The 19180-nt window shown below is 74.0% G+C and carries 21 protein-coding genes; 10 read left to right on the forward strand and 11 right to left on the reverse strand.

Annotated features, from left to right (window positions below):
- The first annotated feature begins 124 nt into the window (after positions 1–124).
- The 3 genes from ACVUH9_RS05410 (at position 125) to ACVUH9_RS05420 (ending at position 2744) form a co-directional block, all read left to right on the forward strand.
- Positions 125–721 carry a hypothetical protein gene (locus tag ACVUH9_RS05410; protein WP_475754692.1) on the forward strand — a complete coding sequence of 199 codons (597 nt, stop codon included), beginning with the start codon at positions 125–127 and terminating at the stop codon, positions 719–721.
- A gap of 83 nt (positions 722–804) precedes the next feature.
- Positions 805–1380, forward strand: a complete 576-nt coding sequence (locus ACVUH9_RS05415; RefSeq protein ID WP_475754694.1) for a hypothetical protein — start codon at positions 805–807, stop codon at positions 1378–1380.
- A 56-nt stretch (positions 1381–1436) separates the two neighbouring features.
- Positions 1437–2744, forward strand: a complete 1308-nt coding sequence (locus tag ACVUH9_RS05420; RefSeq protein WP_475754696.1) for an MFS transporter — start codon at positions 1437–1439, stop codon at positions 2742–2744.
- Here the strand turns inward: ACVUH9_RS05420 and ACVUH9_RS05425 are convergent.
- The 3 genes from ACVUH9_RS05425 to ACVUH9_RS05435 form a co-directional block, all read right to left on the reverse strand.
- A complete protein-coding gene (locus ACVUH9_RS05425) occupies positions 2677–3066 on the reverse strand; it encodes an ArsR/SmtB family transcription factor (RefSeq protein WP_475754698.1) in 390 nt (129 codons plus the stop codon). The genes ACVUH9_RS05420 and ACVUH9_RS05425 overlap by 68 nt on opposite strands.
- Positions 3067–3158: 92 nt before the next feature.
- The gene (locus tag ACVUH9_RS05430) at positions 3159–4844 is read right to left on the reverse strand and encodes an AbgT family transporter (RefSeq protein WP_475754700.1); all 1686 of its coding nucleotides are present in this window, start codon (positions 4842–4844) and stop codon (positions 3159–3161) included.
- Complete coding sequence (locus ACVUH9_RS05435) at positions 4841–6226, reverse strand: M20/M25/M40 family metallo-hydrolase (RefSeq protein WP_475754702.1); 1386 nt, start codon at positions 6224–6226, stop codon at positions 4841–4843. The genes ACVUH9_RS05430 and ACVUH9_RS05435 overlap by 4 nt, the downstream gene beginning before the upstream one ends.
- 291 nt (positions 6227–6517) lie before the next feature.
- Between ACVUH9_RS05435 and ACVUH9_RS05440 the strand changes: the two genes are divergently transcribed.
- Positions 6518–7102, forward strand: coding sequence for a TetR/AcrR family transcriptional regulator (locus tag ACVUH9_RS05440; RefSeq protein WP_475754704.1), 585 nt, complete (start codon positions 6518–6520; stop codon positions 7100–7102).
- Between the two features lie 85 nt (positions 7103–7187).
- Here the strand turns inward: ACVUH9_RS05440 and ACVUH9_RS05445 are convergent, their stop codons facing one another.
- Both ACVUH9_RS05445 and ACVUH9_RS05450 read right to left on the reverse strand, forming a co-directional pair.
- Positions 7188–8228, reverse strand: a complete 1041-nt coding sequence (locus ACVUH9_RS05445; protein ID WP_475754705.1) for an alcohol dehydrogenase catalytic domain-containing protein — start codon at positions 8226–8228, stop codon at positions 7188–7190.
- A gap of 136 nt (positions 8229–8364) precedes the next feature.
- Positions 8365–8970: an N-acetyltransferase family protein gene (locus ACVUH9_RS05450; RefSeq protein WP_475754707.1), complete on the reverse strand. Its 606-nt coding sequence runs from the start codon at positions 8968–8970 to the stop codon at positions 8365–8367.
- A 148-nt stretch (positions 8971–9118) separates the two neighbouring features.
- Between ACVUH9_RS05450 and ACVUH9_RS05455 the strand changes: the two genes are divergently transcribed.
- Genes ACVUH9_RS05455 through ACVUH9_RS05475 form a run of 5 tightly spaced genes read left to right on the forward strand, consistent with a single transcriptional unit; the run spans position 9119 to position 12552 of the window.
- On the forward strand, positions 9119–9523 hold the full coding sequence (locus ACVUH9_RS05455) for a hypothetical protein (protein WP_475754709.1): 405 nt from the start codon (positions 9119–9121) through the stop codon (positions 9521–9523).
- Complete coding sequence (locus ACVUH9_RS05460) at positions 9520–10449, forward strand: FAD:protein FMN transferase (protein ID WP_475754711.1); 930 nt, start codon at positions 9520–9522, stop codon at positions 10447–10449. The genes ACVUH9_RS05455 and ACVUH9_RS05460 overlap by 4 nt, the downstream gene beginning before the upstream one ends.
- On the forward strand, positions 10449–11042 hold the full coding sequence (locus tag ACVUH9_RS05465; protein WP_475754712.1) for a ferric reductase-like transmembrane domain-containing protein: 594 nt from the start codon (positions 10449–10451) through the stop codon (positions 11040–11042). The genes ACVUH9_RS05460 and ACVUH9_RS05465 overlap by 1 nt, the downstream gene beginning before the upstream one ends.
- The gene (locus ACVUH9_RS05470; protein WP_475754714.1) at positions 11039–12295 is read left to right on the forward strand and encodes an NADH-ubiquinone oxidoreductase-F iron-sulfur binding region domain-containing protein; all 1257 of its coding nucleotides are present in this window, start codon (positions 11039–11041) and stop codon (positions 12293–12295) included. Before ACVUH9_RS05465 ends, ACVUH9_RS05470 begins: the two co-directional genes overlap by 4 nt.
- Positions 12292–12552 (forward strand): ferredoxin, encoded by a 261-nt coding sequence (locus tag ACVUH9_RS05475; RefSeq protein ID WP_475754716.1) that lies wholly within the window; start codon positions 12292–12294, stop codon positions 12550–12552. The genes ACVUH9_RS05470 and ACVUH9_RS05475 overlap by 4 nt, the downstream gene beginning before the upstream one ends.
- 30 nt (positions 12553–12582) lie before the next feature.
- Here the strand turns inward: ACVUH9_RS05475 and ACVUH9_RS05480 are convergent, their stop codons facing one another.
- Complete coding sequence (locus ACVUH9_RS05480) at positions 12583–12951, reverse strand: Na-translocating system protein MpsC family protein (protein WP_475754717.1); 369 nt, start codon at positions 12949–12951, stop codon at positions 12583–12585.
- Positions 12952–13328: 377 nt separating this feature from the next.
- On the opposite strand from ACVUH9_RS05480, the gene ACVUH9_RS05485 reads away from it, so the two are divergent.
- A complete protein-coding gene (locus ACVUH9_RS05485) occupies positions 13329–14711 on the forward strand; it encodes a class II 3-deoxy-7-phosphoheptulonate synthase (RefSeq protein ID WP_475754719.1) in 1383 nt (460 codons plus the stop codon).
- Positions 14712–14719: 8 nt separating this feature from the next.
- On the opposite strand, the gene ACVUH9_RS05490 is transcribed toward ACVUH9_RS05485, so the two are convergent.
- Genes ACVUH9_RS05490 through ACVUH9_RS05510 form a run of 5 tightly spaced genes read right to left on the reverse strand, consistent with a single transcriptional unit; the run spans position 14720 to position 19178 of the window.
- Complete coding sequence (locus ACVUH9_RS05490; RefSeq protein WP_475754721.1) at positions 14720–15673, reverse strand: DUF1028 domain-containing protein; 954 nt, start codon at positions 15671–15673, stop codon at positions 14720–14722.
- Positions 15670–16926, reverse strand: a complete 1257-nt coding sequence (locus ACVUH9_RS05495; protein WP_475754723.1) for a metal-dependent hydrolase family protein — start codon at positions 16924–16926, stop codon at positions 15670–15672. Before ACVUH9_RS05495 ends, ACVUH9_RS05490 begins: the two co-directional genes overlap by 4 nt.
- Positions 16923–17900 carry an LLM class flavin-dependent oxidoreductase gene (locus ACVUH9_RS05500; protein ID WP_475754725.1) on the reverse strand — a complete coding sequence of 326 codons (978 nt, stop codon included), beginning with the start codon at positions 17898–17900 and terminating at the stop codon, positions 16923–16925. The genes ACVUH9_RS05495 and ACVUH9_RS05500 overlap by 4 nt, the downstream gene beginning before the upstream one ends.
- Entirely contained in the window at positions 17893–18444 is a 552-nt protein-coding gene (locus ACVUH9_RS05505) for a YybH family protein (protein ID WP_475754726.1), read from the reverse strand. The genes ACVUH9_RS05500 and ACVUH9_RS05505 overlap by 8 nt, the downstream gene beginning before the upstream one ends.
- Positions 18441–19178, reverse strand: coding sequence for an alpha/beta fold hydrolase (locus tag ACVUH9_RS05510; protein WP_475754728.1), 738 nt, complete (start codon positions 19176–19178; stop codon positions 18441–18443). The genes ACVUH9_RS05505 and ACVUH9_RS05510 overlap by 4 nt, the downstream gene beginning before the upstream one ends.
- Positions 19179–19180: the final 2 nt, after the last annotated feature.

A 19180-nucleotide genomic window follows, 5' to 3' on the forward strand; every position in this document is an offset into this window, starting at 1 on the left:
CGTTCGTCCACGGCACACCGGTCCCGGCCCCACCGTCTCGACTTACGTAGAGTCACCCGCTCACCAATCATCCCTGGACGCCGTCGAAGCGCCGGGATCGCCACAGGACAGGGTTCACACGTATATGCGGTTCCATCGGACGACGTTCAGCACCAGCGCCACCATCCTGGCCCTGGCCCTCACCGTCGCACTGGCCGGATGCGGCGGCGAGAGCACCCCGGGGCCCGTCGTGCGGAAGGCGTTCGCCGACACGTCGACGCAGGACCTGAGCAAGGTGCAGGCGATCCTCCGGGACGTGTTCGCTCCCTACAACGCCGCGTACATCGACTTCCTGAACGCGCTGAACGATGAGGATCTGCCGGCCGCGCGGATCGCCATCGACAAGGCCGACGCGGCACTGGTGAAGGCGGCGAGTCGCATGCGCGGCCTGGGGCGCTCGTCGGTGACCACCGTCATCAGCGACTACCTCGCGACCATGCGCGGGGTCACCCGCTCAGCGGATCGCGTGCTGGCCTACTACGAAGACGAGGACTCGCCCCCCAGCGCGCGGGTCGAGAACAGGCTCTCGGAGAAGTTCCAGACCGCCACGCTCGCGGCCCAGAAGGCCGACCGGGAGCTGCTCGACCGCTTGCTCGACAACGCGTCGCCGGAGGACCGCAAGCGCATGCGCGCCGAGGCCCGCGCGCTCCAGAAGTCGCTCGACAAGCAGCTCGACTTCTAGCCGCTTGCGGCGCCCGACCCACACAGGATGGTCTCGTACCTATGCGGTTCCACCGGACGACACCCAGCACGAGGGCCACGATCGTGGCCCTCACCCTCGTTGCCGCGCTAGCCGGATGTGGCGACGTCCGCAGCGACGCCGTGCGCACGACCAACGACAAGGCCGCCAGCACGACGTCGGCGGGAAGCACAACGGAGCACGATCGAGTCGCGATCGCCGCCGTGCTCGAGGACCTCCGTGCCCACGACAAGCACGACGCGGGCCGTAGCGCGGCGCTCGAGAAGGATCGCGACTTCACGAACGCGATTGCCGCCATCGAGCGGATGTTCGACAGTCTGTTCGCCGCCCAGAACCACATCCTCGACGTGGACGACGCCACGACCCGCAAGCTGCTCAACGCCTACGTCGCCGCGCTGCTCGGTGCCGCCGCAGCCATCGACCGGATGTACGCCTACTACGACGACGATCGGGGCCTCCAGGACGACGACGTCGAAGAGGACCTCGAGACCCGTCTCGGCGTCGCCTACGAGAAGGCCGAGGCCGCGGGCAACCGGCTCGTCCGGCGGCTCCGCGAGGCGGCCTCGCCCGAGCAGCGGAAGCGCCTCGGTACGACGATCCGCGCGGTCCAGCGGAACTACGCGAGGCAGGCGAGCGGGTAGCCCGACCGCCACCGGTCGTCGGCAGGCCGGCCAGATACATATGTACGATTGTGCATATGTGGAGGCAGGCGACACGCGCGCGATCGCCGCTGGCCGATCCGGTCTACCGGCGGCTGTTCTCGGCCCAGGTGATCGCGCTGCTGGGCACCGGCCTGACGACCGTCGCGCTGTCGCTGCTCGCCTACGACCTGGCCGAGCGGAACGCCGGGGTCGTGGTCGGCATCGCGCTCGCGCTCAAGATGGTCGCCTACGTGGTGGTCGCGCCGGTCGTCTCGGGGTTCCTCCAGCACGTCGAGCGGCGACGGCTGCTGATCACGCTCGACCTGCTCCGCGCGGCGTGCGCGTTCACGATGCCGTTCGTCAACGAGGTCTGGCAGGTCTTCGTGCTGATCTTCGTCCTCAACGCCTGCTCGGCCGGCTTCACCCCGACCTTCCAGGCCGCGATCCCCGACGTGCTCCCGGACGAGCAGCGCTACGTCCACGCGCTCTCCCTCTCACGGGTCGCCTACGAGCTGGAGAACCTGCTCAGCCCGGCGCTCGCCGCCGCGGCGCTGCTGCTCGTCAGCTACCACGCGCTCTTCGCCGCCAACGGCGTGGCGTTCGTGCTCTCGGCGGCCCTCGTCCTCTCGATCGCCCTCCCCGCTGCCTCCCCCGCGGCCCGCTCGCGGGTCGGGACGGTCTGGGCCCGGCTGAGCTTCGGCATCCGCCGCTACCTGCGGGTCCCACGGTTGCGGGCCCTGCTGGCCCTGAACGTCGCGGTCGCGGCGGCCAGCGCGATGGTGCTCGTCAACACCGTGGTCGTCGTCCGCGACCAGTTCGACCGGGGGGCCAGCAGCGACGTCGCGGTCGCGCTCGGGGCGGCGGGCCTCGGGTCGATGGCGACCGCGCTGCTGGTCCCCAGGATCCTCCACCGGCTCGGCGACCGGACGACGGTCCTGGCCGGCGGAGCGCTGCTGCCGCTCGGCCTGGTGCTGACGGCGGTCCTGCCGAGCTACGCGGCGCTGCTGGCGGTCTGGATCCTGCTCGGGATCGGGCTCGCGCTGGTCGAGACGCCGTCCGGCTACCTGGTCCAGCAGTCGATCTCCGAGGGCGACGGTCAGGCGCTGTTCGCCGCCCAGTTCTCGCTCTCCCACGCCTGCTGGCTCCTGACCTACCCGGTCGCCGGCGTGCTCGGATCGGTGCTCGGGCTGGACGCGGTCGCACTGGTCCTCGCCGTGGTCGCCGGCCTGGCGGTGCTCGTGGCCGCACGGCTCTGGCCGTGCCCGCGGGCCGAGCGGCACGGCCCGGCGCGACCGATCAGCGCGAGCCGGCAGCGGCCGGGTCGGTCGCCGCGAGCTCCGGCGCCGGCGGCTCGTCGGCGCTGATCACGTGCTCGTGGTGGTACCGCATCGCCGTCAGCAGCTCGGGCAGGTGATGGTCGCGCAGCCGGTACAGCACCTGGCGTCCGGACTTCGATGCGGTCACCAGCTTCGCGTCGCGCAGGAGCCGCAGCTGGTGCGAGACCGCACTCTGCGTCAGACCGACCTCCTGGACCAGCTCGTCGACCGGCCGCTCGCCGTCCAGCAGCGCCCACAGCAGCCGCAGGCGGCTCGAGGTCGCGAACGCCTGGAGGGTGCCGGCCAGCTCCTCGGCCTCCGCGGGGCCCAGCGGCCGGGCGGCCGGCGCGTGCTCGGACGGATGCGGCATGTCCCGATCATAGGAGCCTGCCGTCGGCCGGCGCCAGCGATCCGGCGAGCACGGTGCTCGCCCGGGTCGCCAGAGCCGGCCGACGCCGACGGCTAGACCGGAGCGCCGGGGCCCAGCGGGATCCCGAGCAGGTACCAGGCGACGAAGAACAGCGTCCAGGCGACCGTCAGCACGATCGCGTACGGCAGCATCAACGAGATCACCGTGCCGATCCCCGCCTGCTTGTCGTAGCGCTGCGCGTACACGACCACCAGCGGGAAGTAGACCATCAGCGGCGTGAGCACGTTGGTCGGCGAATCCCCGACCCGGTAGGCGGCCAGCACCGTCTGCGGCTCGATCCCGAGGCGGATGAAGAGCGGGATGAAGATCGGCGCCAGCAACGCCCACTTGGCGATCGCCTGGGGCATGATGAAGTTCACCACCGCGGTGATCAGGATCACGCCGATCAGCAGCCAGACCGAGCCGATGTCCATCTGCTCGAGGACGTCGCCGAGCTTGACCGCCGCGACCTGCGGGATGTTGCTGAAGTTGAAGTACGCGATGAACTGCGCGACCAGCAGGAACAGGAGCAGCAGCCCGGCCAGCCCCGCCCACGACTTGGTGATCGCGTTGATCACGTCGGTGCTGCTCTTCAGCGTCCCCGCGCCCTTGCCGTAGCAGAGGCCCGCCACGAAGAAGACCAGCGTGATCATCACGATCAGGCTGTCCATGAACGGCGAGTCGCCGATGACCTTGCCGGTCTCCGGGTTGCGCAACGGCGCGCCGGGGATCGCGGTCAGCAGCACGATCGCGATCGCCACCGCGACGGTGCCCCAGAGGGCGTAGCGCAGGCCGCGGGCCTCGTCGGCCGCTTCGACCTCGGGCTCGTCGCCGGTCGCGTCACCCGGGCCGTCGCCGGCCGCCGCCGGATCGTAGGTGCCGAGGCGGCCCTCGACCAAGCGGGCGGTCACGATCGTCACGACGATCACGACGAAGATCGTCGAGCCGATCCCGAAGTAGAGGTTCGAGACGAGGTCGATCGTCCGGCCCGGCTCAACGAGCGCGATCGCCTCGTTGGTGATCTCGGTCAGGACCCCGTCGATCGGCGTGATCAGGAAGTTGACGCCGAAGCCGGCGGCCACGCCCGCGAACGCCGCGGCCATGCCCGCCAGCGGATGCCGCCCGACGCTCCGGAAGGCCGCCGCGCCTAGGGGTATCAGGACCAGATAGCCCGCATCGGAGGCGACGCTCGAGAGCATTCCGAGCAGCACGATGATCAGCGTCAGGGTGCGGTTGGAGGAGACCGCTACCAGCTTCCGGATCAGCGCCCCGATCAGCCCGGCCGCCTCCGCCAGCCCGACCCCGATCATCACGATCAGGATGATCGAGACCGCCGCGAAGTTGCGGAAGTTGTCGACGAACGAGGTGAAGAGGTACCGCACCCCGTCGGCCGTCAGGAGGCCCTTGACCGAGGTCGTCTCGGTGTGGACCTCGTAGCTCTTCGCCGGCTGCGGCTGGGTCGCGCCGACGTCGGAGGGCACCACCGAGCCCCCGTAGTACTGCTCCTGGGTGGCGACCGGCGGCGGGGTGACCGACTCGTAGGTCGCCTCGACGTTCATCCAGTTCAGCGCCTGGGAGAGCACGATGATGATCACGCACAGCGCCAGGAACAGGATCGCTGGGTGCGGCATCTTGTTGCCGACCCGCTCGATCCCGTCCAGCATCCGCTGCGAGAACGTCTTCTTCGGCGCCTCCCCTGCGCCGGGTCCCCCTGGTGCGGAGACCGCAGCGCCGCTCATGCGGTGCCCTGCGTCGCGGCGGCGAAGCGCCCGAGGAACGCGGCTTCGGCGACGATCGCCTTCTCGAGCTCGTCGAGCAGCACCCGCTCGTTGGGAGCGTGGATGTTGCTGTAGCCGTCGGTGGCGCCCAGCAGCAGGATCTCGGCCTCCGGCACGGCGGCCTGGAGCGCGTTGACGAGCGGGATCGAGCCGCCGGTCGCGGCGCTCTGGGTCTCGGCGCCCCAGGCCGCCGCGAGCGCATCGCGGGCGGCCTCGTAGGCGGGGCCGGACGGGTCGGCGGCGAAGCCGTTGCCGGTCTCGCCCGGCTGGACGTCGAGCTCGATGCCGAACGGCCGCAGCGCCCGCAGGTGGCGGACCAGCGCCGCCTGCGCCTCGGTCGCGTCCTGGGCCGGATGGACCCGCAGGTTGATCTTCGCCCGCGCGTGCGCGGCGACCGCGTTCAGCGCCCCGTCGACGGACGGGACGTCGATCCCGGTGACGGTGATCGCCGGCCCCGACCAGATCCGCGATCCGAGGTCGCCGGTGCCCATCAGCGGCAGCCCGGGACGGACCTCGGCCAGCTCGCGGAACTCCTCCTCGCTGTAGCCGGCACCGGTCCACGGCTCCCGCAGAAGGCCCTCGACGGCGACGTCGCCGCGCTCGTCGTGGAGCGAGGCCAGCGCCTGCAGCACGACCACCAGCGCGTCCGGGGCGGCCCCGCCGTACTGGCCGCTGTGCTTCGGCCCGGCGAGGGTCGTGACCTCGATCGTGACCATCGCCATCCCGCGCAGGGCGACCGTCAGGGTCGGGACGCCCGGGCGCACGCTGCCCATGTCGGCGATCAGCATCGCGTCGGCGCGGAACCGCTCGGGATCGCTGAGCGGGTAGGTCGTCAGCGCGCCGCCGCCGACCTCCTCCTGGCCCTCGATCACGAGCTTGATCCCGACCGGCGGCCGTCCACCCCAGGCGCGCAGGGCGCCGACGTGGGCGATCACGTTGGCCTTGGAGTCCGAGGCCCCGCGGCCGAAGATCGCGCCGTCGCGCTCGGTCGCCTCGAACGGCGGCGACGACCAGGCCGCCTCGTCGCCGGCCGGCACCACGTCGTAGTGGCTGTAGAGCAGCACCGTCGGCGCGCCCGGCGGTGCCGGGATCTCGCCGATCACGATCGGGGCGGTGTCGGGCAGCTCCAACGTTCCGACGTTCGCGACGCCGGCGTCCCGCAGCAGCGCGCTGACCAGCTCGTGGGCCTCCACGATCGGTCCTCGTGGTTCCGGGAACCCGGGCGCGGAGATCGACGGTATCCGCACCAGCGCGGCGAGGTCCCGCTGCAATTGCGGCATCAGCCCCCGCACGACCCCTGCGACATCGGAGGACGCAGGGTCCCCCTTCAACGGCCCCGACATGTGTGCCTCCGCGATTTGAAACGAGCTGAACCGCGGCGTACCTTCTCGTGCACACCGGGGCCTGTCAAGCAAGCAGGCCACCGCAGCCGTCGCGGTCGCCCAGGCCGGACGCAGCTCAGCCGGAGCGCGGCTCCCCCAGCCGGAAGACCCGCGGGCGTTGCCGTCGAGGTAGAGCGTGCGGGCCTCGTCGTCGAGGCCGAGCGCGACCTGGTCGACGTACGGGATCGGCCGGCCGGTCTCCGACGGCTTCAGCGGGCCGGTGCGGCCGCCTCGACCGAATATGGTTCGGGCATGACGGAGAGCGCCACCACCGCCGAGCGACTGCTGGACGCGGTGGTCGCCCGGATCGCCGCGACCGGGGCCGCGTCGGTCTCGATCGCCGGGGTCCGCGCCGACGCCGGGGTCAGCGTGGGCGCGGTCTACCACCACTTCCCCGACCGTCAGGCGCTGCTCGACGGCGCCTGGCTGCGCGCGCTGTCCAGCCACCAGGACGCCCTGCTCGAGGCGGTGCACGGCGCGCCGGACGCACGGGCCGGGATCGAGGGTGGGGTCGCCGCGTACCTCACCTGGCACGAGCAGCACCGGCCCGAGGCGATCGTCCTGCGCGAGCCCGGACCGACCCGCGACCGCGCCGACGGCTGGCAGCGGCGGCGGGCGCTCAACCGGCCGTTCTTCGCCGAGCTCGCCGGCTGGTGGGCGCGCCACGCCGAGGCGGGCAGCCTGCGGGCGCTGCCGCCGGTGCTCGTCCACGCGCTCTGGCTGGGCGCGGCGCGCGACGTCTGCGACCTCTGGATGCAGGGCCCCGCCGACCAGCCCGGTCCTGGCGAGCACGCCGCCCTGCTCGCCGACGCCGCCTGGAAGACCGTCTCGGTCTGAGCGACGGCCGGCCCGAACGGCCGCGACGCCCGACCGGATCGGGCGGTCGCGGGGCACGCCGGCGGCCCGGTGCGGCCGCCTCCGGCTAGTCGGCCGGGGCCGCCGCCGGCACCAGCCGGAAGACGGTCCGGGCGGTGCCCGCGCTGCCGTCGAGGACCGCGGCTATCGCCGCGTTGACGTCCTCGAGCCGGGCGTCGGAGCGCTCGACGCGGGTCAGGCCGCGGCGGTGGAGGTCGAAGACGTCGACGAGGTCCTGGTGGGTGCCGACGATCGAGCCCTTGACGGTCAGGCCGCCGAGCACGGTCTGGAAGATCGGCACGTCCATCAGGTTGTCGGCCGGAAGACCGACGCAGACGAGCGTGCCCCCGCGGGCCAGCGAGCCGAGGGCCTGCTCGAACGCCTTCGGGTTGACCGCGGTGGCGATCGCGGCGTCGGCCCCGCCGAGCGCCTGGATCGCCGCGATCGGATCCTCGTCGAGCGGGTTGACCACGTGCTCGGCACCGAGCTCGGTGGCGGTCTTCAGCCGTTCGGGGTTGATGTCGACCGCGACCACCTCGGCGCCGGTGATCCGGGCGTACTGGACCGCCATGTGGCCGAGCCCGCCGACCCCGAAGACGGCGACCAGGCTCGACGACGTGCAGCCCGACTCCTTGACCGCCTTGTAGGTCGTCACCCCGGCGCAGGTCAGCGGTGCGGCGTCGGCGGGATCGACGCCGTCCGGCACCGCCACGACGTGGCGTGCCCAGCCGACGACGTACTCGGCGAAGCCGCCGTCGACCGAGTAGCCGGTGTTCTGCTGCCGCTCGCAGAGCGTCTCGCGGCCGGAGTTGCAGTAGCGGCAGTCACCGCAGGCGTAGCCCAGCCACGGGACCGCGACCCGCATGCCGACCTCGACCCCGTGGGCGTTGCCCGGACCGACCCGCTCGACGGTCCCGACCGCCTCGTGGCCGGGCACGAACGGCGGCTCGGGCTTGACCGGCCAGTCACCGTGGGCGGCGTGGATGTCGGTGTGGCAGAGACCCGAGGCCTCGACCCGGACCAGCACCTGCTCCGGCCCCGGGTCGGGCACGGGGAGGTCCTCGAGTCGCAGCGGCTCGGTGAAGCGGTGAACGACGGCGGCCTTCATGGTCCGGCTCCTTCGGGGGACGGCGCGGCGGGGTGCCGCCCCCGCACCGTCGCGGGTGCGCCGGACGGTGCCATCCGGGCCTTCTCCGGTACGGGCTCCGTAGTCTCCGCCCGCGCTCGGCGGCGACCGGCGTCCGTCAGGCCTCCGGCGGACCCTCGGCGGGCGGATCGAGCGGGATCGACACGTGCCGGACGCCGTCGCGGGTCCGATTCCGGAGCGGCAGTCCGGACGCGATCAGCAGGTCGATCATGTCGCGGTTGCTCGGCAGGATCTCGGCCACCAGCTCGCGGTACCCGACCTCCCGCGCCCGTTGGGTCAGGTACTCGAGCAGCGTTCCGCCGATCCCGCGTCGGTGGTAGCCGTCGGCGACCTCGAAGGCGATCTCCGCGGTCACGCCGCCGGCCGGGAAGCACATGCCGTGGCCGAGGATCCGGCTGTCGTCGGCGGAGAGCGCGAGCACGCCCAGCCGTGCCTCGTCGCAGCGCGCCTCCTCGGCGGCGGCCCGGCGGATGTCCGCCCCGCCGGTGAAGAACCGCAGCCAGCGCGACTCGCCGGTCACGTGCTCCAGCAGGGTCAGCAGCAGCTGCTCGTCGGCCGGCGTCACCTCGCGCAGGACGATCGTCTCGCCGTCCGCGAGCGTGCGCCGGGTGGTCGTCGGCGCCGTACGGGCTCCCGCCGGCCCGGCGTCGCTCGCGCCTTCGGGCGGGCCCTGGCCTCGGTCTTCGGGCGCGGCGGACGACATGACGGACTCCTCAGGGCAGGTGCGGTGGGTGTCGCTCTCCCCCAGCCTCGCGCTCGGCGCGCGTCCTGGCAACCGGGCCGACCCGTTCCCAGGCGATTCCCAGCGAACGCCAACCTGAGCGACAGGCAGCCGGCGCAGGATGGGCCCCATGACCGGCAGCCCGCAGCACCCCGACGACCGCGCCAACGACCGCGGAACGCCGCGACCGGGTGACGCGGGCCAGCGCCGCGACCGCGGCCTGCGGCTCTCTCGCCGCCTGACCCGCAGCCTGGTCGGGGCCAGCGCGGCACTGGTGCTCGGCTTCAGCGTGCTGGCCGCGACGAGCACCGGCTCGCCCGGCGGCACGGCCAACCCGGTGACGACGACCGACACCGGGCAGGCCAGGACGACGACCACCACCGACACCACGACGAGGGGGACGACGTCGACGGACGCGACCGGCGCCAGCGACGGCAGTGCCCAGGACACCAGCAGCGCCGGCAGCTCGTCGAGCGGGACCAGCGCACCGTCGAGCTCGAGCTCGACGCCGGCCGTCACCTCGGGAGCGTCATGACCACCGCCGTGACCCGCTGGCGGGCCCTCGGCACCAGCGTCGAGGTCGTCGTCAGCGACCCGACCCAGCTGTTCGCCGCGCGGATCGCGGTCGAGCGCGAGCTGCTGGCGGTCGATCGGGCCTGCAGCCGCTTCCGCGACGGCTCCGAGCTCGTCCGGCTCAACGCCGCCGCGGGTCGCGGCCCGCGGCGGGTCGGACCGCTGCTGCTCGACGCGGTCGCGGTCGCCCTCGCCGTCTGCGTCCGGACCGGCGGGCTCGTCGACCCGACGGTCGGCCGCTCGATCGTCGCCGCCGGCTACGACCGGGACCTCGCCGCGGTTCCCGCCGACGGCCCGGCGGTCGTCGCCGCCCCCGCCCCGGGGATCGACGGGATCGCGCTCGACCGCAACGCCCGGACGATCGGCCTGCCGCCCGACGTCGCGCTCGATCTCGGCGCGACCGCCAAGGCGCTCGCCGCCGACCGGGCCACGGCCGCCGCCGGGCGCGCCGTCGACGCGGGCGCCGTGCTGGTCAGCCTCGGCGGCGACCTCGCCGTGGCCGGCCCTGCGCCCGCCGGCGGCTGGCCGGTCGGGATCGCCGACCACCACCGCGACAGCGCCCCGGCGCAGGTCGTCTCGATCGAGCGCGGTGGGCTGGCGACCTCGGGGCTCACCGCTCGCCGCTGGCGACGGGGCGACCGCACCGTCCACCACGTCCTCGATCCCCGCAGCGGCGAGCCCGTCGCGCCGGTCTGGCGGACCGTCAGCGTCGCCGCGCCGAGCTGCGTGGCCGCCAACGCCTGGAGCACGGCCGCGCTCGTCCGGGGGGAGGCGGCCCCCGAGCTGCTGCGCCGCGCCGGGGTCGCCGCGCGCCTGGTGAGCGACGACGGCGACGTGACCTGCGTCGGCGGCTGGCCCGCCGACGGGACCGCGTCGGCGGTGGCCTGATGGCGCTCTGGTACCTCTCCCGCGCGACCGGGGCGGTCACGCTCGTGCTCCTGACCCTGACCGTCGCGCTCGGGATCGCCAACCAGCGCCGCTGGGCTCCGCGGCGGACGCCGCGGTTCGTCGTCGAGCACCTCCACCGCACGACCTCGCTGCTGGTGATGGTGGTGCTGGCGATCCACATCGTCACCAACGTGATCGACGGCTACGTCCAGATCCGCCTGGTCGACGCCGTGGTCCCGTTCGCCGGCAGCTACCGCCCGCTCTGGCTCGGACTCGGCGCGCTGAGCTTCGACCTCCTGCTCGCCCTGATCGTCACCAGCTTGCTCCGCAACCGGATCGGTCTCCGGACCTGGCGGGCGGTCCACTGGCTCGCCTACGCCTGCTGGCCGGTCGCGATCGCCCACGGTCTCGGCATCGGGACCGACGTCGGCGGCGGGGGCTGGATGCTCTGGCTCGCGGTCGCCTGCGGCGTGACGGTCGCCGCGGCCGTCTGGGCCCGCCTGACCGTTCCCGCCCGACCGCCCGGCGCCTCCGCGCCGACCGCGCGGGTCGTACCTGCTTCGAACGTTCCCCACCGCGAGGTGCTGCGATGACCACCCGACTGCTGGCCGCCGCCGTCCCCGACGGCACGACGACCCTCGACCGCCATCGCGCGGTCCACGGCCCGCTGCCGGCGATCGGCCCGGCCGACGCCGACGCGTTGATCGCGAGTGTCGCCGCTGCTGGGCTGCGGGGTCGTGGTGGCGCCGGATTCCCGAGCGGCCGCAAGCTCGCGGCGGTGGCCGCGGCGGGCTCCCGGCGCCGTCCGCCGGTGGTCGTCGTCAACGGCACCGAAGGCGAGCCGGCCTCGGCCAAGGACCGGCTGCTGCTCACCGGCCAACCGCAGCTGGTGCTCGACGGGGCGGTCCTCGCCGCGAACGCCGTCGCTGCCGACGAGATCCACGTCGTCGTCCCGACCGCGACGCTCGCGGTGGTCGGGCACGCGATCCGGCAGCGAGCCGCGGAGAGCGGCCCCCAGATCCGGCTCCACGCCGCTGCTCCGGGCTATGTCGCCGGGGAGGAGACCGCCGTCCTCGCCCACCTCGAAGGACGCCCCGCCAAGCCCCGGATGACGCCCCAGCGCCCCGCCGAGCGCGGGCTCCGCGGACGTCCGACGCTGGTCCAGAACGTCGAGACGCTCGCCCACCTCGCCCTGATCGCGCGTCACGGCCCGGCCTGGTTCCGGGAACGCGGCAGCGAGGAGCGGCCCGGCACGACGCTGGTGACGCTCTCCGGTGCGGTCGTCCATCCGGGGATCTGCGAGGTCACCGTCGGGCTCCCGCTGCCGGCCCTGCTCACGCGGGCCGGCGGTCCCCGCGAGCGCCTTCGCGCGCTGCTGGTCGGAGGCTACTTCGGCGCCTGGGTCGATGCGGCCGAGACCGCTGCCCTGACCGACTCCGCGCTCCGACCGCTCGGGGCATCGGTCGGCGCCGGCGTGATCGTCGCGCTCGACGCGGCGACGTGCCCGGTCCGGACGCTCGCCCGGCTCGGCGGCTGGATGGCGGAGCAGTCCGCCGGTCAGTGCGGCCCCTGCGTCAACGGGCTCGCCGCGATCGCCGGGGCGCTGACCGCCCTCGCCGACGGCCGCGGTGGCCCGCACGAGCTGGACCGGATCGAGCGCTGGACGGCGATGGTCGACGGCCGCGGCGCCTGCGCCCACCCGACCGGCAGCGTGCGGATGGTCGAGAGCGGGATCCGGCTGTTCGCCGAGGAGCTCCACGACCACGCCGGCCACCGGCACTGCCGCGTCTGCTCCCCGTCCGTGCCGCGGGTCGGGGCGGCGCCTCGTGGGCGGGCGGCCGCGTGAGCGTCCGCGGCCCCCGCCCCGCGGCGCCGGCCACGGGGTCCGACCGGGACGGCAGCCAGGAGCTGGCCCTCGACCCGATCGCGTGCGTCGGCCACGGGCTCTGCGCGGAGCTCCTTCCCGAGGGGATCGTGCTCGACGACTGGGGCTACCCGATCGTGCTGGACGAGGCCCACGATCCGGCCCTCCGCGCGCACGCACGTCGTGCCGTCGCCGCCTGCCCCGCCCTCGCCCTCAGGCTGCGGGCGCGCGGCGCCTGAGCGCGAACCGCGTGTTCGGAGCGGTGCCCGTCAGCCCTCGGGCTCGAACAGGAACACGTCGACGGCAGTGTCGTCGAGCGCGTTGAGCCCGCTGATGTACGTCCGGACCCGGCGGCCGGTCGCCGCTTCGACAGCGGCACGCAGCGCGGCCTCACGGGCGTACTGGACGAGCACGCGGGTCTCGCGGAGCCGCCGTTCCTCGCCGATCTCGGCGAGGGCGTTCTCAGCCGTCGAGCGGGTGCCCTCGAGCACGCAGACCACCCCGTCGGCCCCGAGCACGTAGGGGCGCACGATCGTCGGCCCCCGACCGAGCACCTCCTTGTAGTGGTGCGCGACTCCGTTGGCGATCTCCTGCAGCCACGAATGCGGGTGCTCGGCGGAGGACGATTCCTCGGGCATCACGCCCATCCTACGTGCGCGATGCGCCCCCTCCTACGTGCGCGATACGCGTCAGCGGCGGCCTTCCCGGCGTCGGCCGGTAGACCCCCCGGTTGGCCGAGCCGACGAGCGGGTAGTCGCCAGCAAGGGACAAGCGGCGCTGCTCGATCGGGTGGAGCCGAAGGTCCCGGCCAGGTCGATCGGGGATTCGCTGAGACGCCTCCGGGATGCCTCGGAGGCGACCCGACGACCGCCCTGTCGTTGCCCACCCCCTCCCGGTGCTCACGTGATCACCGGCGGCTCCGCATTGGTCGCGAGCAAGCCCGGGTGCGCGCGCGAAGGGGAACGATCGTCGATCCCAGCCCGGTCGGCGGGCCGCGATCCGTAGGCTCCCGCATGTGACCTGGACGATCGACATCCCGGCGGACTCGCTGCCCAACCTCCCGCCGCTGCCGGAGGCCCTGCGGACGGCCCTCGACGACGCGCTCGCTCGGCCGGCGTTGCAGCAGCCGTCGTGGCCGGACAGCGACTACACCGCCCGCGTGCGCGCGTTGCTGGAGGCCGTGCCGCCGGTGACCCTGCCGGCCGAGGTCGACCAGCTGCAGGAGCGGCTCGGTGCCGTCGCCCGCGGCGAGGCGTTCCTGCTCCAGGGCGGCGACTGCGCCGAGACCTTCGTCGACAACACCGAGGCGCACCTGCGCGGCACGATCCGCACGCTGCTGCAGATGGCCGTCGTGCTCACCTACGGCACCGCGATGCCGGTCGTCAAGATCGCGCGGATCGCCGGCCAGTACGCCAAGCCGCGCAGCTCCGACGTCGACGCGCTCGGCCTGCCCTCCTACCGCGGCGACATGGTCAACGCGCTCGAGCCGACCCCCGAGGGCCGACGCCCGGATCCGGTCCGGATGCTGCGCGCCTACGCCAACGCCTCGGCGGCGCTGAACCTCACCCGTGCGATCGCCGGCTCCGGGATGGCCGACCTCCACCACGTGCACGAGTGGAACATGGACTTCGTGGCCAGCTCGCCGATGGGCACGCGCTACGAGCGGGTCGCCAACGAGATCGACCGCAGCCTCCGCTTCATGTCGGCCTGCGGGATCGACGGCAGCTCGCTGCGGACGGTCGAGATGTACGCCAGCCACGAGCTGCTGGTGCTCGACTACGAGCGCGCGATGCTGCGGCTCGAGGGCGACCGGCTCTACAACCTCTCGGCCCACCTCCAGTGGATCGGCGAGCGGACCCGCCAGATCGACGGCGCGCACGTCGCGCTCGCCGGCCTGACCGCGAACCCGACCGGCGTCAAGCTCGGGCCGAAGACGTCGCCGGACGACGCCGTCGCGCTGCTGAAGGCGCTGGATCCCGACAAGGTCGACGGCCGCGTCTGCCTCGTCGCCCGGATGGGCAACGACAAGGTCCGCGACGCGCTGCCGTCGATCGTCGAGGCGGTCCGCGACTCCGGCCACGTGGTGGTCTGGCAGTGCGACCCGATGCACGGCAACACCGAGGAGTCCCCGAGCGGCCACAAGACCCGCCACTTCGACCGCGTCGTCGACGAGGTCAAGGGCTTCTTCGAGGTCCACCGCGCGCTCGGCACCCACCCGGGCGGGATCCACGTCGAGCACACCGGCGAGGACGTCACCGAGTGCCTCGGCGGCGGCCAGGAGATCTCGCACGACCAGCTCGGCTCACGCTACGAGACCGCCTGCGACCCGCGCCTGAACACGACGCAGGCGCTGGAGCTGTCGTTCCTCGCGGCCGAGATGCTCCAGCGCAGCCACTGAGCCGACCGCTACGCCGGCCGCAAGCCCGCGGCCGGCGGAGGATCGGGCAGCACCCGCGCCAGGACCGCGGCCGGGTCGCCGAGCAGCACCCCGGGCGCCATCCGCCGCAGGAACTCGCCCAGCTCGGGCCGGACCGCGAGCGCGGCGGTGAAGTGCTCGCGCGCGTCGTCCTCGCGACCGATGCGGGCCAGCAGGACACCGCGCCAGAACGTCGCCTCCTGGTTGCCGCCGAGCAGCTCGCGGCCGGCGGCGAGGTCGTCGAGCGCCCGCTCGAGCGCAGCCCGGTCGTCGGTCAGCGGCCCGCCGAGCACGCCCTCCTCGCTCAGCAGCGCGAGGAATCGGTCGTAGAAGCCGTTGAGCGCGACCAGTCGCCGCAGCTCGACCAGCGGCTCGGGGTCGTCGTCGACGCGGCAGTCGACGCGGACCGCCTCCCACGGACGCTCCCGGGGGTCGGCCCGGACGACGAGCAACGACGCCGACTGGCGTCCGCGAAGGTCGCCGCCCTCCCCCTCGCCGGCGTCGAGCGCGGCCAGCAGCCGCGCCGCGAGATCGCCGCCGTGGGCCTCGTAGGCGGCCAGCATCGCCGGCCAGACCCGCTCGTTGGCGAGCATGTTGCCCTGGACGACGACCTGGTCGCCGACCGCGTGCCCGGCCGCGGGCACGCAGGTCGCTCCGGTGTGGACGGCGACTCGGCCGGTGGGGTCGATCGCCGCGACCTGCCGGGTCGGGGCCACGTGGTCGGCGTCGACCAGCAGCGCCAGCGCCTCGGGTGCGGCGAGGCCGCCGTCCATCAGCTCCAGCGCCCGCGGTCCGTAGGAGACCTCGGCGAACGCCTGGGTGGCGACGACGCCAGCGCCGGGACGGGCCCAGCCGACGACCCGGCCGACGCCGAAGAAGTGCGACTGGACCGCGACCCCCAGCTCGCCGGTCTCGCGGTCACGGGCGACGATCGAGTAGGTCATGCCGCCACCGCCGGCGCCAGCCGCGGGTGCCGCACGACCGGCCGGCCGCGCAGGAAGACCCCGGTCACGGTGCCGGGACGACGGAAGACCGTGAGATCGCTGGGGTCCTCGTCGAGCAGCAGCGCGTCGAAGACCTGGCCCGGCGCGATCCGGCCGTGGGTGGCGTCGATCCCGAGCAGCTCGGCGCCGCGACGGGTCGCCGCGAGCAGCGCCTCGTGCGGCTCCAGGCCCGCGTCGTGCAGCAGCGCGATCTCCTCGAGGTTGCGGCCGTGCTGGTCGGCGCTGAGCGCGTCGGAGCCGAGCGCGATCGGCACCCCGTGCTCGCGCGCGAGCTCGACCGCCTGACCCCAGACCGCCTCGAGCTCGGCCGCCTTCGGAACCGCGTAGTCCGGCAGCCGGCCCTCGTGGTTCCAGCCGATCGCGTCCCGCATCACCAGCAGCGTCGGCACCAGCCAGGTTCCGCGGCGGGCCATCTCGACCGCCTGCTCCTCGCTCAGCCAGGCGCCGTGCTCGATCGTGCGCGCCCCGGCGCGGACGGCGACGGTCAGTCCCTCGCCGCCGTTGGCGTGGACCATCACCCCGCGGCCGCGGCGCTCGGCCTCGAAGACCGCGACGGCGACCTCCTCGTCGCTCAGCTCCGGTTGGGTCGGGTGGTCGTGCGGCGAGAGCACGCCACCGGTCGTGCAGAGCTTGATCCAGTCGGCCCCCGCCCGCAGCGTCTGGCGGACGACCCGCCGCATCGCGTCGACCCCGTCGACGCAGAGGTCGGGCCGCCCCGGCCAGTCCGGGGTCAGGTACTGGGAGCTGATCTCGAGTCCCGGACCGGCGAGGAAGCCGTCGCCGTGCCCGCCGGTCTGGCTGAGCAGCACGACCGACGCCTGGACCGCCGGGCCCGGGATCAGGCCCGCGGCGATCCCGTCGCGGAAGCCGGCGTCGACGCCGCCGGCGTCGCGGACGGTGGTGACGCCGCCCTCGAGCGTCCGACGGGCCGCGGCGGCCGCCGCCAGCGTCCAGCGCTGGATCGAGGTCCCGAGCAGCTGGGCCGTGTCCCAGCCGCTCCAGCCGAGGTGGACGTGGCTGTCGATCACGCCGGGCATCAGGAACAGGCCGGCGGCGTCGGTCCCCGCCCCACCGGGCAGGTCGCGCCCGACCGCCGCCACGAGGCCGTCGCGGACCTCGACGTCGACCGGCCCGGTGAAGCGGCCGCTCGGGTCGAGCACGTTGACGCCGCGCAGCAGCAGGTCGCCGCTCATCGGCCGAGCACCTCGTGGGCGACGCGCTCGATCATCGCCTCGATCGGCTGGTCGGGCGGGAAGCAGAGCGCGATCGCGTCGGCGCCGGCCTCGGCCAGCGCCTCGAGCTTCGCCCGGCACTGCTCCGGGGTACCGGCGACGGTCAGCGCGTCGATCCAGGCGTCGGGGATCAGCGGGATCGCCTCGTCGAGGCCGCGGGCGGCGAGCGCCTCGGCCTCGTCGGCGATCCCCTGGACCTCGCTCAGCGGGTTGCGCGGTCCGGTCAGCAGGTACAGGCCGACCAGCTCGCGGAGCATCTCGCGGGCGACGTCGGGGTCGTCGTCGACCGCGCACATCACGTAGAGCACCACCCGGTGGTCCGGGCCAGCGCCGCCCTCGGCGATCCGCTCGCACGCCCAGCGCACGTAGTCGACGCCGGCGAGCACCGACAGGACCGTGCCGTCGGCGTGCTCGCCGGACATCCGCAGCGCCTTCGGCCCGCTCGCGCCGACGTACAGCGGCGGCGGCGAGGCCGGCGGGTGCTCGAGGACCACGTCACGCGCAGCGTAGGTCTCGTGCTCGACGTCGAGCCGCTCGCCGGCCAGCAGCGCACGGACCCCCGTGAGGGTGTTGCGGACCGACCCCAGCGGCGAGCGCGGACGCAGCGCCATGCCGTCGAGCCAGTCCGGCACCCCGGAGCCGATCCCGCCCGAGAGCCGCCCCGGGTACATCCCGGCCAGCGTCGCCAGCTCCATCGCCAGCAGCGCCGGGTGCCGCGAGACGGCCGGCACGATCCCGATCCCGACGGGCAGGCTGGTCGTCGCCAGCAGGCTGCCGGCGATCGCGATCGCGCCGGTGAAGAAGTAGTCCTCGCCGACCCAGAGCTCGTCGAGGCCGGCCCGCTCGGCGGCGGTCGCGGCGGTCAGGATCTCGGCCGGCGTCTGCGAGCTGCCGAGCAGCACGCCGATCTTCGGCGTCACGCGCGACTCAGGCATCGCGGGTCGGGATCGGGGTCCACGGCACGAAGCCGCTCCCGCGGCTCTCGGTGCTGTCCTCGAACGCGGGCCGCGGTTCGGTCGGGATCGGCGCCGGGCTGATGTGGGTGTGCCACATCCGCCACTCCGGCTTGCCGCCTCCGTCGTCGCGGCGGTAGATCTCGGTCGCCCGCAGCCACGGGGTGTCGACGTCGTCGGCGGTCCAGGCGTCGCCCTCGGGCTGGTCCCAGTCGAACCGGCCCTCGCAGGCCAGCCAGGCGGTGTCGCCGTCGACCTCGAGCCGCATGATCCGCACGTCGTAGCCGTGCGCGGTCCCGAGCAGCGGGGCGTAGAACTCCCACAGCGCGGTCTTCTCGTCCATCCCGATGTACGGATGGCCGTTGAGGTTGAACATCAGGTACTCCTCGCCGGGCGACGGGAACACCGTCTGCATCCGCGGGATGTCGAAGGCGAGGTTGGCCTCCCACCACTCACGGTGGAGGTGGAGGATCGCGTCGACGTCGGCCGCCGGCGCGTGGCGCTCGGGGTAGGGGGTGCTGGTCATCTGGTCGGGCTCCTCGTGGGGTGCAGGTCGATGTGATCGGTAAGCAGGGTGGCGATCGCCGCGGGCGCCTCGTACATCGGCAGGTGGCCGACGCCGGGCAGCCGCTCCAGCCGTCCGCCGGTCGCGTCGGCGAACCACGCCGACTCGTCGGGTGGGCAGGTCCGGTCGTGCTCGCCGACGATCGCCAGGCAGGCGACGTCGGCCAGCGCCTCGATCGCGGGACGGGCGTCGGTCGCCAGCGCCGCGCGCCAGATCGCGGTCACGGTCGCGCCGTCGTTCTCGCTCAGGTCGCGGGCGACGCGGGCGGCCAGCTGCTCCGGCGCGTCGTCGGCCAACGCGTCGAGCACGACGTGACGGCGGAGTGCCTCGCCGGGACCGAGCGCGGCGATCTCGCGCACGAGCTCGTCGGAGTCCTCGGGCGCGGGCAGGTAGGCGCCGCCGATCCCGGTCAGCGTGCGGACCCGCTCGGGAGCCCGCGCGGCGAGCTCGACGGCGATCGCCGCGCCGACCGAGGCGCCGACGAGGTGGACCGGCGCACCGCCGAGCTCGTCGAGCAGCGGCGCGCAGTCGTCGGCCCAGGCGGCGACCCCGTAGGGCCCGCCCCGGTCGGCTCCGCCGTGACCGCGGAGGTCGACGGCGACGCAGGCGAACCGCTCGGCCAGGCGCTCGGCGACGGCGCTCCAGCAGCCTCCGCCGAGGTTGGCGGGATGCAGCAGCAGCAGCGTCTCCTCCACGG

Source organism: Patulibacter ginsengiterrae, assembly GCF_056269115.1.